Annotated in this window: 11 protein-coding genes, 1 pseudogene and 1 CRISPR repeat array; of the genes and pseudogenes, 3 read left to right on the top strand and 9 right to left on the bottom strand. The window is 56.9% G+C overall.

The window, feature by feature from the left end; genetic code table 11:
- A pseudogene (locus tag NW807_RS02695) lies at window positions 1-454 on the bottom strand (hypothetical protein); the annotation flags it as partial.
- 335 nt (window positions 455-789) lie between these two features.
- Here NW807_RS02695 and NW807_RS02690 point away from each other — a divergent pair.
- On the top strand, window positions 790-1,464 hold the full coding sequence (locus NW807_RS02690; RefSeq protein ID WP_414425230.1) for a hypothetical protein: 675 nt from the start codon (window positions 790-792) through the stop codon (window positions 1,462-1,464).
- 66 nt (window positions 1,465-1,530) lie between these two features.
- Window positions 1,531-2,619, top strand: a complete 1,089-nt coding sequence (locus NW807_RS02685; RefSeq protein WP_414425229.1) for a hypothetical protein — start codon at window positions 1,531-1,533, stop codon at window positions 2,617-2,619.
- 221 nt (window positions 2,620-2,840) lie between these two features.
- On the opposite strand, the gene NW807_RS02680 is transcribed toward NW807_RS02685, so the two are convergent.
- Both NW807_RS02680 and NW807_RS02675 read right to left on the bottom strand, forming a co-directional pair.
- Window positions 2,841-2,987, bottom strand: a complete 147-nt coding sequence (locus tag NW807_RS02680) for a hypothetical protein (protein WP_414425244.1) — start codon at window positions 2,985-2,987, stop codon at window positions 2,841-2,843.
- 22 nt (window positions 2,988-3,009) lie between these two features.
- On the bottom strand, window positions 3,010-4,542 hold the full coding sequence (locus tag NW807_RS02675; protein WP_414425228.1) for a leucyl aminopeptidase: 1,533 nt from the start codon (window positions 4,540-4,542) through the stop codon (window positions 3,010-3,012).
- Window positions 4,543-4,683: 141 nt separating this feature from the next.
- On the opposite strand from NW807_RS02675, the gene NW807_RS02670 reads away from it, so the two are divergent.
- Entirely contained in the window at window positions 4,684-5,478 is a 795-nt protein-coding gene (locus NW807_RS02670; RefSeq protein ID WP_414425227.1) for a hypothetical protein, read from the top strand.
- Here the strand turns inward: NW807_RS02670 and NW807_RS02665 are convergent.
- From NW807_RS02665 to cas1, 6 genes are all read right to left on the bottom strand, one after another.
- Window positions 5,475-6,311: a metal ABC transporter permease gene (locus NW807_RS02665; protein ID WP_414425226.1), complete on the bottom strand. Its 837-nt coding sequence runs from the start codon at window positions 6,309-6,311 to the stop codon at window positions 5,475-5,477. The genes NW807_RS02670 and NW807_RS02665 overlap by 4 nt on opposite strands.
- Window positions 6,312-6,320: 9 nt before the next feature.
- Window positions 6,321-7,097 (bottom strand): metal ABC transporter ATP-binding protein, encoded by a 777-nt coding sequence (locus tag NW807_RS02660; RefSeq protein ID WP_414395651.1) that lies wholly within the window; start codon window positions 7,095-7,097, stop codon window positions 6,321-6,323.
- Complete coding sequence (locus NW807_RS02655; protein ID WP_414425225.1) at window positions 7,094-8,629, bottom strand: metal ABC transporter solute-binding protein, Zn/Mn family; 1,536 nt, start codon at window positions 8,627-8,629, stop codon at window positions 7,094-7,096. Before NW807_RS02655 ends, NW807_RS02660 begins: the two co-directional genes overlap by 4 nt.
- A 117-nt stretch (window positions 8,630-8,746) precedes the next feature.
- Window positions 8,747-9,886, bottom strand: a complete 1,140-nt coding sequence (cfa, locus tag NW807_RS02650) for a cyclopropane fatty acyl phospholipid synthase (RefSeq protein ID WP_414425224.1) — start codon at window positions 9,884-9,886, stop codon at window positions 8,747-8,749.
- 73 nt (window positions 9,887-9,959) lie between these two features.
- A CRISPR array of direct repeats spans window positions 9,960-15,020; the repeat unit is 36 nt; unit sequence GTTTCCAATTTCTAGGGATCCCCCCGAAGGGGGAAC.
- Between the two features lie 251 nt (window positions 15,021-15,271).
- Entirely contained in the window at window positions 15,272-15,550 is a 279-nt protein-coding gene (gene cas2 / locus NW807_RS02645; RefSeq protein WP_414389456.1) for a CRISPR-associated endonuclease Cas2, read from the bottom strand.
- Window positions 15,550-16,353 (bottom strand): CRISPR-associated endonuclease Cas1 (gene cas1 / locus NW807_RS02640; RefSeq protein ID WP_414425223.1); only part of this gene is annotated, 804 nt, incomplete at its 5' end. The genes cas1 and cas2, both read right to left, overlap by 1 nt.

Genomic DNA, 16,353 nt, shown 5'->3' with positions numbered 1-16,353 from the left:
CGGCGATATTGAATTGCGTAGATAGCCTGCCGTCGTTGGGGCCAAAGGCAATGAGATTCACCAGCGGTGTGGTTCGCCCAATTTGGATGGCCAGGGTGCTGGAGCGAAGGGTGGAGTCAATCGTCAAGTCACTAATCGTCAAGTCACTGGCTGGGATCTCGTTCACAGGCAAGATGCGGGCTTCAACATTGGCGATGCGAGCTTCACCGCTTCCCTGCAAGGGGTTGGTACGCACAGGGATCCCGTTGTCAAACCTCGGATTGACATAGTCCAAGCGGAGGCTGGTGGTCTCCAGCACCGAGCCGGGGGTAAAGCGATACTCCTGGGCCGAGACAAACGCTGTGGGATCCACCTGGACAGGCCCAGGTAGGGTTGGCGCCTCATTAACCTCGCCGCAGCCCCCTAAGAGCAAAACCCCACACAACACTGCCAATGATCGACCTTTGAAGTTCATACGGCACTGCCTCACACACCCTAATCTGTGGAAATTCACACACAAAATGGAGGGGAAGGCACCCAACCCCCAACGCTACAGGTAGGCTGGTTGCCCCTGCTCGAGGCTATGATACCCCATATCTAGGGGATGGGCCATTTCCAGGAAAATTTCCTGGATTTGCTTTGCCGCTGGCTTGACAACGCTCTGAGATGCAGTAGAACTAACGGCAGACATTCCCCCTTGAAACGGGATCTCCACGTAATCTTGCCAATGCACATGGGCAGATTCAGTGGATCTCGGCTGGACGCAGTTGGAAGAACTTGCTGTGGTGTGAGTGAGTGGAGACTTCCCTGATGAAACGACGTTCTGGGTCAGCCCTTGGCCGTGGTGGCCTTCCCCTTCTGGCAACTTGGGCTTCGCTGGCCCTGACCACTGGTTGCAGCAGCGAGACTACCAGCGGGCTGCCGCCCCTCTTGACCGCCGATGGATCCACGCCTCCTCCCGTGGCTGTGGCTCCCACCATTTCACCCAACCTCACGCCCATCACCTTCCGCCCCGGGCCGGACTTTGCCCCCATCACCCCGCCGCCCATCCAGCCCGACCTTCCGGATCCGCCTAGTCTGTTGCCAACTGGGGAGTTTAATCTTTTGCTGTCCGCCCCGCCAAACCCTGCTGTGATTCCCCCAGTGGGATCCGCCTTTGTAACTATCACCTTGCGCGGCTTACTTGCTCCAGGAGTGATCAGGAGCGTAGAGGTTCAGTTTTTTAACATCAGTCGCGGCACAGATATTACCGGTATCTTTTTGCCGACGGCAATTGAGCAGTTTAGAAATACGCTGATAGGCAGAGGCAATAGCTACGACGACCGAATCAACGGGATCACGCTTACCAACGGCTTCACCTTCCCGGCGGATCTAGCCGCCTACAACACCAACGTTGCTGCGGGAGAAAGGGTTTTGGTGATCGTGGTCATTCGAGATTCATTTGGTCAAGCTCTGAGGCTGGAAGCGCGCGCCCAAGCCACCTAAGCTGGAGCTGAGTAAGGCTGTTTGGGTTTGTGCCACGAGAGAGTTGAATGGCAGGAGGATGAGGGAATGAAAACGGGAAAAGTAGCTGGGGTTTTGGCTTGCTTGTGCTTGGGCTTGCTAACAGCTTGTCAACAAACTAAAGAGGGGAATCCAATCAGCTCGCTGCCAGGGCCAATCATCCCTGTGCAAAACCCGAATACAGAACCCGGAGGAACGGGGGTAGGGCTGCCATCCACTCCTCCGATTGGATCTGTTCCCCCAGGTCAACCCAGCCCTCTTGTGCCCCCTCCTGTGTCGGCGCCGACGATCCCGCCCCTGCCCACTCCCAATCCCTCTCCCAGCATCGTTGGCCTGCCTCCGGCCCCCTTGGCTGCTCCAACCTTTACCAAGAGCTTTAGTCCCAGCACAACTTCGGTAGGTGTTCCTGTTACTTTGAGTTTTTCGATCACCAACAACTCCGGCATCCAACTGACCGGCCTCAGCTTTGCGGAAATTCTGCCGGCAGGGCTATCCGTTGCTGCCGCTCCTGGCCTCAACAATACCTGTGGGGGAACTGCAAGCGCCCCTCCAAATGGAAGCTTTATTTCTCTGACCGGCGGCCAGCTCAGTCCCAACTCAAGCTGCCTGATAAGCGTTCAGGTGGTTGCCGCAAACGTGGGTACCTACACGAACCCTGCCACAACGCTTACCAGCAACCAGGCCCCTGCCGCTCTAAGCGCACCCGTCAGCCTAACTGTGAACCCAGTTCTTCCTCCAACCTTTACCAAGGAGTTTAGCCCTAACCGAGCAACAGTGGGTGGCAGTGTGGCTGTCATCTTTACGATCACCAACAACGCTCCTGTACCTCTATCAGGGCTCAGCTTCATAGATTCTTTGCCGGGCGGGCTGCGAATTACCCTACAAAATGCTGTTACCTTGAACACTTGTGGCGGCACACTCACCGCACCTCCTAGTGACCTTGGCCCACCAGCGGTTAATTCAACCACGATTGCCCTTCAAAATGGAACCCTGGCTCCAAATTCCTCCTGCGTGGTTTCTGTATCGGTCGAACAAATTAACCCCCGGGCTGCGAACTACACCAACCCACCAGTTACTCTCTTTAGCAGTGGGGCGCCACCAGTTCAATCCAATCAAGCACGTGTGGATTTCAGCTGAGCCCCCTGCAAAATCCTGGCTATTGATTGGCCGATGTCTGAACAGGGTAGTCGAACTTTTCCGGGGAATTCAAAATCTGTGGGATCTTGTGCTAGCTGAAGGATTCCGGCTGAATTTTGAGTCAAGCGATCCAGCTTTGCCAAAGAAGCCGTACTTTGTCCGACTTTGCAAGATTTTGTGAACAAGTGGGATCCTTGCCCTGCAAGGGATCCGCATCAACCTCAATCAACCTGGCCGATCAAGGCGGCTGCCCAATCCAGGAGGGCGTTCACTGCTTCTAGGTCTTTCGCTTCTGAGTACAGCCGCAGCAAAGGCTCGGTGCCGCTGCCGCGCCACCCCCCAACACTTGCGCAGGACTTTGGAACCAGCAGACAACAGCAGGCAGCGAGGCTAAGAGGAGGCGGCTGCCATCTCCCGTGCCAGGACCCATTCCACCAAGGTGCGCACGCCGTAGCCAGTGGCGCCTTTGTTGGTGTAGCCCGAGTCTTTTTCAGCCCAGACGGGGCCAGCTATGTCTAGGTGGGCCCAGGGAGTTTTCTCCACAAATTGCTTAAGGAAGAGGGCGGCAGTGATGGAGCCGCCAGAGCGAGGACCGGTGTTTTTCATGTCGGCTACGGTGGAGCTGAGGCCCTCGAAATAGCTCTCTTCCAGGGGTAAGCGCCAGATCTTTTCGCCAGAGAGGTTGGCTGCCTGCTGCAGCTCCTGGGCCAGCTTCTCGTCGGGGGTGAAGAGGCCGGCGATTTCCTCTCCTAGGGCAATGACGCAGGCGCCGGTCAAGGTCGCTAGGTCAACAATGGCGTCCACCCCTAGTTTCTCGGCAAACACTAGGGCATCGGCCAGGGTAAGACGGCCCTCGGCATCGGTGTTGTTGACCTCGATGGTCTTGCCGTTGGAAGCGGTGAGGATGTCTCCCGGGTGCAGGGCCCGACCGCTAATCATGTTTTCCGTGGCGGCCACGATAAAATGCACCTCTACCCGCGGCTTGAGGGCAGCTAGCGCACGGGCCGCTCCCAAGACGGCTGCCGCCCCGCCCATGTCGGTTTTCATCATGGCAATGCTGCGGGAGTCGGTTTTGATGTTGAGGCCGCCGGAGTCGAAGGTGAGGCCCTTGCCCACCAAGGCCAACTTGGCAACAGGCTCCCCTTCCTTGGGCTTGTAGGTGAGGTGGATAAACTGAGGCGGCAGATCCGAGGCTTGGGCCACGCCCAGGAAAGCCCCCATGCCTAGGGCTTTGCACTCTTCCCGCCCCAGGATCTCCACCTCTAGGCCGTAGTCTTGGGCCAGTTGCCGGGCAGTGTCAGCCAGGGCAGGAGGCGTGACGACGTTGGCGGGAGCAGCCACCAGTTCGCGGGCCAGGATCGTCCCGGCAGCCATCTCGGTGGCCCGCTGAAGGGCGTTCTCACAGTCTTGGCGGGCCTGGGCCAGTCCCGGCACCAAGAGCGTGACTTCTTCAACGGCAAAGCCGCGCTCTTCGTCGGGCTTGGGGGGAGATTTGAAGCGGTTATCCTGGTGGGCCACCAGGAGGCTGGCTTCGGCCACCGCCTGCACTGCTCGCCCCTGATCCAAGCCAGTTTCCGGCAAAGACAGCACTACCTGCTTGGCTTTAAGGCTGTGGGCCTGGCGCAGGCCGTTGGCAGTAGCCCGTCGCAGTCCTTCCAAAGTCAGCGCGGCGGGATCCCCCAGCCCCACCAGCACCAGCTTGCGGATAGGCCCTGGCAGGCGCAGGGCGAGGCTGCTGTTGGGCTTGCCCTGAAACTTCTGTTCTTGAGCTGCTTCCGCCACCAACCCCGACCACACTTTCTCGTCCAAGGAAGCAATTTCGGCAGGCAGCGAGAAGGTGGCGTTTTCGCCGCTGGGGGCAAAGCAGTAGACCAGGGCACATTCGGCCTGCGTTAGAGGGGGCTCGCCAAGACGAAGCTGCATGGGAAACCTTTGGCCAAGCTATGGACGGCAGACTTTCAGTGTAGCCAATTTGCCGCTTCTAGGACAGGGGATCCCTCGGCTGGCATCGACGTGGGCCTTTCCAGTCAATAGCCTTTAATCAGAAAGGGAGAGACCCAAGGTATGGTCTGGCGGCGGCGTTCCATCCTTCAGCTTGGGGTTATTGCCTGCGCAATGCTCCTTGCCCTGGCGGTAGGCGGAGTGGGATCCCTGGCTCAGGCGCAGAGACCCCTAGAAGAGCTGCCGCAGCCGGTTCGCCTCAAGCTGCCCCCAGGCCTAGCCCGCTACGCCTACGACAAGTCGGCGGGAGACTACTTCGAAGAGATCGAGCCGCTGCTGCCAGGCGGAGCTTATGCCCAGTGGGCCTTCTACCCCATCCCCGTCTACATCCAGGGGGATCACCCCCAGTGGAAAGCCTTTGTGGAGCAGGCGGTGAAGGAGTGGTCGGCCTATATCCCGCTCAAGGTGGTGGCCAAAGAAGAGGAGGCCTTCTACGGGATGAGCATCTACCGCGTTCCTCCCATTGGCGAGGGAATAGCGGGGGCAGCCCGCCCAGAGTTTTTCTTCGCCGCCGATGGTTCGCTGCAGCAGCGGGTGCGCATCGTTATCGCCGAAGGCCAGGGGCTGGCAGAAGTTACGGCAGTGGCTCGGCACGAGATTGGCCATGGGCTAGGGCTGTGGGGCCATAGTCCCAACCCGCGGGATCTGATGTACGGCGGCCACCACGCCGAGGCTACTGGCAATCGCCGCCTGCTGCGGGTGCCCACCATCACCAAACGGGATCTCAACACCCTAAAGCGGGTTTACGAGCAGCCTACCCTCATGGGCCAGGTCTTCCCGGAAAGCTACCGCCGCCTCTTTGGCCAGGTCTGGGGGGAAAGGCCGTTTCAGAGGGCTTTTGGGGTTGCCGGCAGCTAGAGGCGTAGGAGTTGCCATACCCCCTTTAGTGCCATTGCTAGGAGAAAAAAGAGCAACTGGGTGGCAACAATGCTGGGTCCGGAGGGGAGGTTAAAGGCAGCCGAAAGGAGGATCCCCAGCACGGCGCTCAAGCCTCCCAAGGCCATGGCTAGCAGCACATAGGTTGTAAAGCTGGATCCCAAAAGCCGCGCCGTCGAGGCGGGGATGACCACAAAGGCGCTCACCAACAGCACCCCCACCGAGCGGATCGACAGCGCCACCACCAAAGCCAGCAGCACCACAAAGGCTAGCCGCTGCCAGCCCACTTCCACCCCTCGCGCCCGCGCCAGCGACTCGTCCAGGGTAAGCAGCATCTGGGCAGGCAAGGTCAGGCCGATGTACCCTAGGGCAAGTAATAGGAGCAGGCCGCTCATCCCCAAAGCTGGCAGGCCGATGCCCAAGATATCCCCGAAGAGCAGTTGGTTGAGGTTGCCGCGGTAGCCAGGGATCAAGCTCAAGCCGAGGATGGCTAGGGCCAGGGAGGAAGAGTAGATGATGTTCAGCACCGTATCCGGCGAAAGCTGGGTGCGTTCCAAGATAAAGGTCACGCCCAGGGCAAACACCACCCCAAACACCATCAGCACCGCCGTAGGATTCAGCCCCAGGGCTACTCCCACGACAATACCCAAGAGCGCCGAATGCCCCAGGGCATCGCTAAAAAACGCCAACTGCCGAAAGATGACAAAACTGCCCAGCAGCCCCCCCGTCACCCCTGTGAGGATCCCGCCCAGCAGGGCCCGCTGCATGAAGGGCAACTGCAGCAATTCCACCACCCGCGCCCAGGTCTCCGGCATTTCCCCTCCTTAGTGATGGTGGATGTAGCGGGCAAACTCGGGGCCGTAGACGCAGCTCAGCATCTCTGGGGCCAAGGCCACCTCGGGGGATCCCTGGCAGATCAGGGAGCGGTTGAGGCACAACACGCGGTCGCAATGGCGGGACACCATTTCCAGGTCGTGGGAGACTTGTAGGATGGTCCAGCCCAGGGATCGGCGCAGCTCTTCCAACATCCGATAGAACTCCCCTTCGCTGGGGCTATCCAAGCCGGCGGGGGCCTCGTCCAGCACCAGCAGCCGCCGCGGCCAGACTAGGCAATAGGCCAACAGCACCCGCTTCAGCTCGCCGCCGCTGAGTTGACCCAGGAGTTTAGAGGCCAGGTGTAGAGCCTCGGCCCGTTGCAGGGCTTTCTGGACGGCTTCCTGCCGAGCAGCTTGCTGCTGCCAGGGCCAGCGAGGTCCAAGGGATCCCCAGCCCAGGGCGACAAACTCGGCCACGGTCAGGGGAATGGCGGGGTTGAACTGCAACCGCTGGGGCACGTAGGCAATCTGCTGCCGCACTTTCTGGGGCAAGTACCCCGACAGGCGCAGCGGCTCTCCCAGAATGCCAATCGAGCCACACTGCCGCGGCAGGATGCCCAGGATGGCCTGCACCAACGTGCTCTTGCCAGCGCCATTGGGGCCGACAATGGCGGTATGGGATCCCGCCTCCAGCGCAAACGACACATTCTGCACGGCCAACTGGGATCCCCGATAGACCGTCAGCCCCTCCACCCAAAGGACAACTTCGCCCAAGTGGGAGGTCATCGCCCCCTCGCCAGCAGGTGTTCGAGGGCAGCTTGGCCCACCACGGGCAACTGCAGGGGAACCCAGGCCTTTTCCTTCTCAAAGGCGGAGACCAGGTTCTCCACGTTTTGCCGCATGACGGTTAGGTAGTACTCCGGCTCCAGACCCTCTGGGCCAGCCGTTTCGATGGGATCGAAAACGCGAACTTGGATCCCTAGGTCTCTGGCCAAAACCTCAAAGGGGTTGTTACTCCCCAGCTGCGGTTCCACCAGGATCGTCTTCAGGCCGGATGCCCGCACCGTCTCCATCACCCGCCGCACATCTTCCGGAGAGGGATTGGCTTCCGGGATCTCCACCAAGAACTCGGCCTTGAGGTTGTAACGCTCGGCAAAGTAGGGGGCAAAGTTGTGGAAGGCCACAAACTTTTTCCCCGCAAAAGGAGCTAGGCGCCGCTCAATTTCCTCGTCCAAAGCCTTGAGCTTCTCGATAAAGGCAGCCGCGTTGGTGCGGTAAATCTCTGCCCCCTCGGGATCCGCAGCCATGAGGCCGTCGCGGATGTTTTCCACCTGCCGGATGGCCCGCCGCGGATCCAGCCAGATGTGGGGGTTTAACTCGCCGTGGCTGTGCTCATGAGGGTGACTGTGGGAGTGTCCATGGCTGTGGCCGTGGGAATGCCCATGCTCTGGCTCCTCCGTCTGCAGAGTCGGGATCCCTTGGCTGCTGTCAATAAGGCGCAGCTTGGGGTTTCCAGCGTTGGCGATCAACCCTTCCAAAAACGTTTCCATACCCAACCCATTGATCACCAGCACATCTGCCTGGGCTAGCAGACGCGCGTCTTCGGGCCGAGCCTGAAAGCTGTGGGTCCCCATCTGGGGAGGGATTAGAGGCCTCACCTCCGCCCGATCCCCCGCCACGGCGCGGGTAAATTGCGTCATCGGCAGGATGGTGGTCACCACCTTCGGGGGGTCGGATCCCTGCTGGGCCTGGGGCTCTTGCCGGCGTGTCTGTGAGCAGCCCAGGATCCCAACTGAGAGAGCGGCCACCAGCAAGACCAGCGACCGCACAGGTTGAGCCAAACGCGGAGAGTTAGTCCTATTGGTCATGGGCCCCAACGAGACAACAGAAGCGGCAGTGTCGGAAGCGCCTAACTGCTGGAAAGTCAAGGCCCGCTGCTGGAGCAGGGCAAACATGCTCACCAGGCCGTTGCTGCGGGAAGGGCTAAGGCTGAAGTTAAGACCCATCTCCCGCACGAAATTCAGGGAAACCCCCAAGATTTCCTCCGGCGCTAGGCCACTTAGCCCCTCCACCAAAATGGCCACCAAGCCCTTGACCAACTGGGCATCGGCATCTCCCTGGATGTAGACCTTGCCGTCCCTCAATTCGGTGGCCAGCCACACCCGCGAGGCGCAACCCCGCACCAGATTCTCCTCCGTCCGCTGCGACTCGGGGAAAGGGGGCAGGCGCTTGGCATAGGCCAAGAGCAACTCGTACCTCTGACGAGGGGTTTTGGCCTTTTGAAAGCGGCCCACAATCTGCCGCAGAGCTTCGGGCATCAACCCACTGGCTGAATGAGAACGATAATCAAAATCGTAGCACGCTGCCTCAGAGCCTGCCGACGCTGTGAGGGGCAGCCTAGGTCAGCCAGCGCTTGGCGGGTAGCCTAGATCTTGCTACCGCACCGAGCGATAGCCGCCTTTTACTCCCCTCGGGGAGAGGACCAGTTGCCAGAGCTGGCTGGCCCGGGCCTTGAAGCTGCCAGCGCTCATTAGCAGGTAAAGCCGCCACATGCGGCGGAAGCGCTCGTCGTAGCGCCTAGCCAGTTGGGGCCATGCCCGCTCAAAATTGGCGTGCCAAGCTTTTAGGGTGGCCACGTAGTTGATGCCAAAGTTGTGCCAGTCTTCCAACACGAACAGGCCCTCGAAGGCCGCGGTTATTTGACGAGGCGAGGGCAGCATCGAGTTGGGAAAAATGTAGCGCTCAGTCCACGGATCCCGACCTTGGTAGGCGACATTGGTGCCGATGGTGTGAAGAAGCAACAAACCATCGTCGGTCAGGAGGCGACGGGCTACCTGCATAAACGTTCGGTAGTTGCGGTAGCCCACATGCTCGAACATGCCCACCGAAAGAATCCGATCGAACTTTCCCTGGGTCTGGCGATAGTCTTCCAGCCGAATCTCCACCGGCAGGCCGCGGCAGCGTTCGCTGGCCAGTTTGGCTTGCTCTTTGGAAACAGTAATCCCCACCACCTGCACCCCGTAGCGTTCGGCTAGGTACTGGGCCGTGCCGCCCCAACCGCAGCCAATGTCGAGCACGCGCATGCCGGGCTGCAGATCCAGCTTGCGGGCAATGAGGTCAAGCTTAGCTTCTTGGGCTTCATCCAGAGTTTGCGCGCCCCCATCCCAATAGGCACAGCTGTAGATCATGCGGCGATCCAGCATGGCTTCGTAGAGGTCGTTGCCGAGGTCGTAGTGGCGCTGGCCAACCACAAATGCCCCCTTGCCCCGCTGGCGGTTGACAAAGTAACTGTCCAAAGCCACTAGAGGCTGAATGAGCCAACCTACCCGCTGCGGCACCTGGGCCGTCAGGAGGCGACAAACCAGCTCGTCAATAGCCTCGCAATCCCACCAGCCCTCCATGTAGGCCTCGCCAAAGCCCAGGGATCCATAGAGCAGGCAGCGCAGGTAGAGCCGCTCGTCGTGAACTTGAATATCCCAGGGCTGTGAGCCATTGAGGGTTATACCGGCAGCATCCAGAACTCGAAGCGCATACTGACGCGCCAGCCGGTGCAAGCTGTTGAGTCCTTTCCCCATCCCTAGGGATTCCTCACTGCAGGGAAACTGACTCAACAAATACACCCCAAGGTGGCAAGGGATCCAACAAGTTGTTTCCAATTTCTAGGGATCCCCCCGAAGGGGGAACCAGGTGGACGTGGTACAACTTGTTTGCCATTATTGAATGTTTCCAATTTCTAGGGATCCCCCCGAAGGGGGAACTGCCGCTCTCGGAGAGCCGAGTCGAAGTTTATGGCGAAAGTTTCCAATTTCTAGGGAGCCCCCCGAAGGGGGAACTCTCGTACCCAATTTCGAGGGAGACAATCCGTGGGGTTTCCAATTTCTAGGGATCCCCCCGAAGGGGGAACACTCTTTCAAAAGCCCGAGAACACCCGTTATATAGCCCGTTTCCAATTTCTAGGGATCCCCCCGAAGGGGGAACATTAAACTGTATTCTGTTATCCAACATAACACTTGGTGTTTCCAATTTCTAGGGATCCCCCCGAAGGGGGAACTATGGTAACGTGCCGCTATCGTGGCCACTGGTTAGTTCTGGGTTTCCAATTTCTAGGGATCCCCCCGAAGGGGGAACGAGTGGGAGTTGAGGTTCAATGGTTACGAAAGATTAGAGGAGGTTTCCAATTTCTAGGGATCCCCCCGAAGGGGGAACTAGGAGGAAGCTATGTCTACCTTCTTCAGCACCAAGCTAGTTGAGTTTCCAATTTCTAGGGATCCCCCCGAAGGGGGAACTCTGGGATAAGCGTGCGTGAGGGCGTGGACCTGTTCATGTTTCCAATTTCTAGGGATCCCCCCGAAGGGGGAACTGGATTGGTCGGTGACTCCTGTGGGTGACTACATCGTAGTCAAGTTTCCAATTTCTAGGGATCCCCCCGAAGGGGGAACCTCGTAGGTCAGTCTAGGGTCAGTCTAGTCTGAAAACTAGTGTTTCCAATTTCTAGGGATCCCCCCGAAGGGGGAACCCATTGAGGAGGGCTTTGATGGTACAGTCATCGAGTACGTTTCCAATTTCTAGGGATCCCCCCGAAGGGGGAACTTGAACGAACCCCCCAAGGTCTCCAGTTCAACTTTTCGTTTCCAATTTCTAGGGATCCCCCCGAAGGGGGAACATCAAATAAACCAACTAGACCAACTCCGGTAACTCTTACGTTTCCAATTTCTAGGGATCCCCCCGAAGGGGGAACTGGACGTTCCGAATCTACCTCGCTGTTGGTCAGCGAGAGTTTCCAATTTCTAGGGATCCCCCCGAAGGGGGAACTAAAGACCCTGTCCTGGTCCAAAGACATAATTATCCCTTTTACGTTTCCAATTTCTAGGGATCCCCCCGAAGGGGGAACGGATTGCCCAAGGTAACGACATTCTTATGAATCCCGTCGACGTGTTTCCAATTTCTAGGGATCCCCCCGAAGGGGGAACACCTTCCACCGCTTGACTATCTCAGAGAGTATTCTAAGATGTTTCCAATTTCTAGGGATCCCCCCGAAGGGGGAACTTCTCTGACTTTGGAACAGGAGTTCAGAATCGTAGCATTGTTTCCAATTTCTAGGGATCCCCCCGAAGGGGGAACGGTAACTGAAGTTACGGAGGATGGGTGGCCCAACCCAACTTGGGCCGTGTTTCCAATTTCTAGGGATCCCCCCGAAGGGGGAACATCAACCACTTCAATTCCTCCCGGGTCCAACCACCAAGAGGAGTTTCCAATTTCTAGGGATCCCCCCGAAGGGGGAACTCGGCAGTGGAGGGATCCCCATCTCCGCCCACGTCCAGGTTTCCAATTTCTAGGGATCCCCCCGAAGGGGGAACCAATTCCTGGGGGCGTTGGTTACGTTTATGTAACCTTCTACCGTTTCCAATTTCTAGGGATCCCCCCGAAGGGGGAACGAACCCGGCACCGTGGGTTACAACAAGAACGGTGCACCCGAGTTTCCAATTTCTAGGGATCCCCCCGAAGGGGGAACTCCGGAGGAGTACAGGCCCGCAGCGCGGGCTTTCCTCTTCGTTTCCAATTTCTAGGGATCCCCCCGAAGGGGGAACTGGAATTTAATAGTCCGTACACCATACACAAACACACAGTTTCCAATTTCTAGGGATCCCCCCGAAGGGGGAACAGGATTACCTGTCCTACAGCAGGTTGGTTTTTCTAGTTTCCAATTTCTAGGGATCCCCCCGAAGGGGGAACACACGTCCCCGCGCTGCTGCCAAAACCTGAAAGGGTACCAAGTTTCCAATTTCTAGGGATCCCCCCGAAGGGGGAACTCCCTTGGTTAAACGTGCCGCCAGGGGAGCTACCGAATTAGGCACAGTTTCCAATTTCTAGGGATCCCCCCGAAGGGGGAACTTCAACTTCTACGAACTCACAATGGATTTGGTATTGCGGTAGTTTCCAATTTCTAGGGATCCCCCCGAAGGGGGAACCCCGCCTGAATCAAACGCAGCTAGGCCAGCTCGAGTTTCCAATTTCTAGGGATCCCCCCGAAGGGGGAACTTACGATGGGATCCTGAATCTAGCTGAAATGAAGATCAATGGGTTTCCAATTTCTAGGGATCCCCCCGAAGGGGGAACGGTCCTTAGGCAACCTTCCACCACTCGGCTATCTCAGAAGTTTCCAATTTCTAGGGATCCCCCCGAAGGGGGAACCAACCAACGGAAATGATGTCCTCATGAACCCCACAGACGTCGTTTCCAATTTCTAGGGATCCCCCCGAAGGGGGAACATGATCCCTGCATCGTGGATTTGCTTCGCCAGGGCATTGGCAGTTTCCAATTTCTAGGGATCCCCCCGAAGGGGGAACACTTGCCGCTTACAAGGGATCGGGTTCGAAACCGTCTCGTTTCCAATTTCTAGGGATCCCCCCGAAGGGGGAACTCGGTGATCTCCCACAGGGTGCAATATGCGAGGTATTGTTTCCAATTTCTAGGGATCCCCCCGAAGGGGGAACTGGCGACTATGACGGGGACCGGATTAGTATCCATCTGTCCAGTTTCCAATTTCTAGGGATCCCCCCGAAGGGGGAACCCTACGAGTGCAAGTTCGGAGGACAAAACTGTCAATCAGTTTCCAATTTCTAGGGATCCCCCCGAAGGGGGAACCTGGGTGTTCTTTATCCCTAGCAAAGGGAGGTAACCATGGAACTGTTTCCAATTTCTAGGGATCCCCCCGAAGGGGGAACATCATGCTTCGAGGATTGGTGTAATAGCTACTCAAGTAGTTTCCAATTTCTAGGGATCCCCCCGAAGGGGGAACATGGAAGAAACTGACTCGCCGATGCCCGTACCTCTAAAGTTTCCAATTTCTAGGGATCCCCCCGAAGGGGGAACTAGGCTGATTACAACGTTCTTGGGGGTGGCAGTGGGGGGGTTTCCAATTTCTAGGGATCCCCCCGAAGGGGGAACCTACGAATCCGAAGACTTGTCAATGTTCGACGAGTTTGAGGCAGTTTCCAATTTCTAGGGATCCCCCCGAAGGGGGAACTACTATTTTCAGGTCCCTGGTTAGAGACCATTCCCCCCTAAGTTTCCAATTTCTAGGGATCCCCCCGAAGGGGGAACCTGAAGTTGACCGACGACATTATCGCAGCTGCCCTCAGTTTCCAATTTCTAGGGATCCCCCCGAAGGGGGAACTAGATACCTAAAGAACAATAAAGGTAACTCCTATTCTGGGTAAGTTTCCAATTTCTAGGGATCCCCCCGAAGGGGGAACCCTTCTATGGTAGACAGGACAGTCAACCATTCTAATTTTTGGGTTTCCAATTTCTAGGGATCCCCCCGAAGGGGGAACAAGAAAATGAAGGCTCAACTAGAAGCTGAGCGTAAAGGTTTCCAATTTCTAGGGATCCCCCCGAAGGGGGAACGAGGCAAAGGAAATGTTGATCCAGCTAAGAAATACATGTTTCCAATTTCTAGGGATCCCCCCGAAGGGGGAACTTCAAGAACTATCTCGTACAGATCGTCATAGACCGGGATAGTTTCCAATTTCTAGGGATCCCCCCGAAGGGGGAACAGAAGTCTTCCCGAGGACTCCAGTTCAACTTCACCAACTGTTTCCAATTTCTAGGGATCCCCCCGAAGGGGGAACGATACTCCTCTAGGACCGGTCAAAGGCTGTACACGGTTGTCGTTTCCAATTTCTAGGGATCCCCCCGAAGGGGGAACGACTAAGCTGATATTCACCGACGGGACAGCAATTACATTAGACGAGTTTCCAATTTCTAGGGATCCCCCCGAAGGGGGAACAAACGGAACGTTAAACTCTCCTTTACGATTAAAGCGACGTTTCCAATTTCTAGGGATCCCCCCGAAGGGGGAACACGTAGACGAGATCCCAGGTGTCACGCCAGACGGTCAGTTTCCAATTTCTAGGGATCCCCCCGAAGGGGGAACCAGAAGTTCGTCTACACCTAGACAATTCAGGCAGGAGGAGTTTCCAATTTCTAGGGATCCCCCCGAAGGGGGAACCAAACGGGTTGGATTCAACACTTCCCTGAAATTACGAGTTTCCAATTTCTAGGGATCCCCCCGAAGGGGGAACGAGCTAATGCGGGTAAAGGACAGATGGTATGCCATCTTTCCTGAGGTTTCCAATTTCTAGGGATCCCCCCGAAGGGGGAACAATCGGATATCTGAATATACTTACATCTCTCTGTTGGTCTCTTGTTTCCAATTTCTAGGGATCCCCCCGAAGGGGGAACATCCTGTTCTGGGTCTACGCACCTCTCCAAACTTGCCTGGAGGTTTCCAATTTCTAGGGATCCCCCCGAAGGGGGAACTATGCCCGAGAGGGGTACACATAAATCAACACGAGTAACCAGTTTCCAATTTCTAGGGATCCCCCCGAAGGGGGAACTTGCTTGTTTGTACGCACTAGGGTAGCAGGTACTTTGGACATAGTTTCCAATTTCTAGGGATCCCCCCGAAGGGGGAACTAACGGTAACGGTAACGGTAACCCGGAGAGATACTATATAGTAGGTTTCCAATTTCTAGGGATCCCCCCGAAGGGGGAACTCAACCCGAAGTATTCGGGTTTGACCCAGGAAAAGCTCGAGTTTCCAATTTCTAGGGATCCCCCCGAAGGGGGAACGATCCTGGCTACGCTCGTAGTCCAGGGCGAAACTTTCTAGTTTCCAATTTCTAGGGATCCCCCCGAAGGGGGAACTCCACCCCTATTAAACCCAAGCAGGGCAAGGAATGCAAGACCCATTTGCGAGGGATCCGGAAAAAAGTCGGCAAAAAGAGTGCTGGCGAGGGGGCTTTGGGGCCGGAAAGCCTTGTGGCGCAAGGCGTCGAGGGATCGGACGAAAGAATCGGCCTTTGCGGCTTTTGGCGGATCGCTCGCGCAGGCGTTGATACCGTTTGAGTGTGCTTTTGGAAACACCGAGTGCTTAAGTAGGAAGAGACTTGCCTGAGCTACACAATGACCGAGCTGGGGGGTGCAGTCAGGGCAGGCCCACCCCAGATTTCCACCTGGGCGAGGGCATAGCTAGTGAGCGGATAGAAGCGGACGCTGTCTTCCTCGGGCTTGATCTTCTTGCGGAGCCGCAGTTTGAGCTCCTCGAACTTGTCTTTGTCGAGGACGCACTCAAACACGCTGTATTGCACGCGCTTGCCGTAGCCTTCTAGCAGGTCGGCAATTTTCTTGCGTCGCTTGTCGCAGGGAGTATCGTAGGTAACAACATAAAGAAACATCAGCGAATCCGGTAGGGCTGGTACAAATCTTGAGGATTATAGACGGATTGCTTAAACTTTTTAACTTGCTGCGTTAGCAGATCCCAGCGAGGCTGCTCTCCGTCGGAGGTTTGGATGGATCCCTCCATTCTTTGGATGAAAGCTGTAAGGTACTTTTTCCTGCCACTATCACTTAGAAAACAGCCACCATCGCGATACTCAAAGTCTTCTTCGATGTTCATAATGCCCTTGTTGATCAGCCAGAGGACTATTGAATCTACAATAGGCGCCCGAAATTCTTCCAGTAAGTCCGAAACCAGAGCAGCATGGCGTTCACTGCTAGCGTGCAAGCAACCCTGATAGGGATCCAAATCTTGCAGCTCAACCAGGGTTAATAGATGGTTCCAGAGCACCATGTAGCCAAAGCTGAGCATGGCATTAACCGGGTTAGTGGGCGGCTGTCGAGTGCGGTTAAGCAAAACAAAGCCCCTTTGCTGAAGGCAATTTCCCAATTCCGGGAAATACAGAGCCGCAGCCGCTCCTTCAATGCCCCGCAATTGATCTAGAGACTTGGCCTCAAGAGCTTGAGCAGCCAAATGTTCCAGACTGCGCAGGGTCAGATCCCCTGTCTCAGTGGGGCGCTGCCTGAGCTGCCTCATCAGCAGCACTCGGCTATTGAGAAGCTTGGCTCGCACCATCTGGGCTGCCGTTTGCAATCGCCATTCTTCAGGGAGCGCCTGTTGCAAATGAGCTAAGCGGCGGTACCCCCTCTCTATAGGAACAAGGCGACCATAGCAATAGCCTAGCCGGGAGAGATAGGCAAT

This window comes from Synechococcus sp. R70.1, assembly GCF_047461675.1.
Taxonomy (GTDB): Bacteria; Cyanobacteriota; Cyanobacteriia; order Thermostichales; family Thermostichaceae; genus Thermostichus.
The sequence above is the reverse complement of the archived record's forward strand: the minus strand, read 5'-3'. Positions and strand labels throughout refer to the sequence as shown.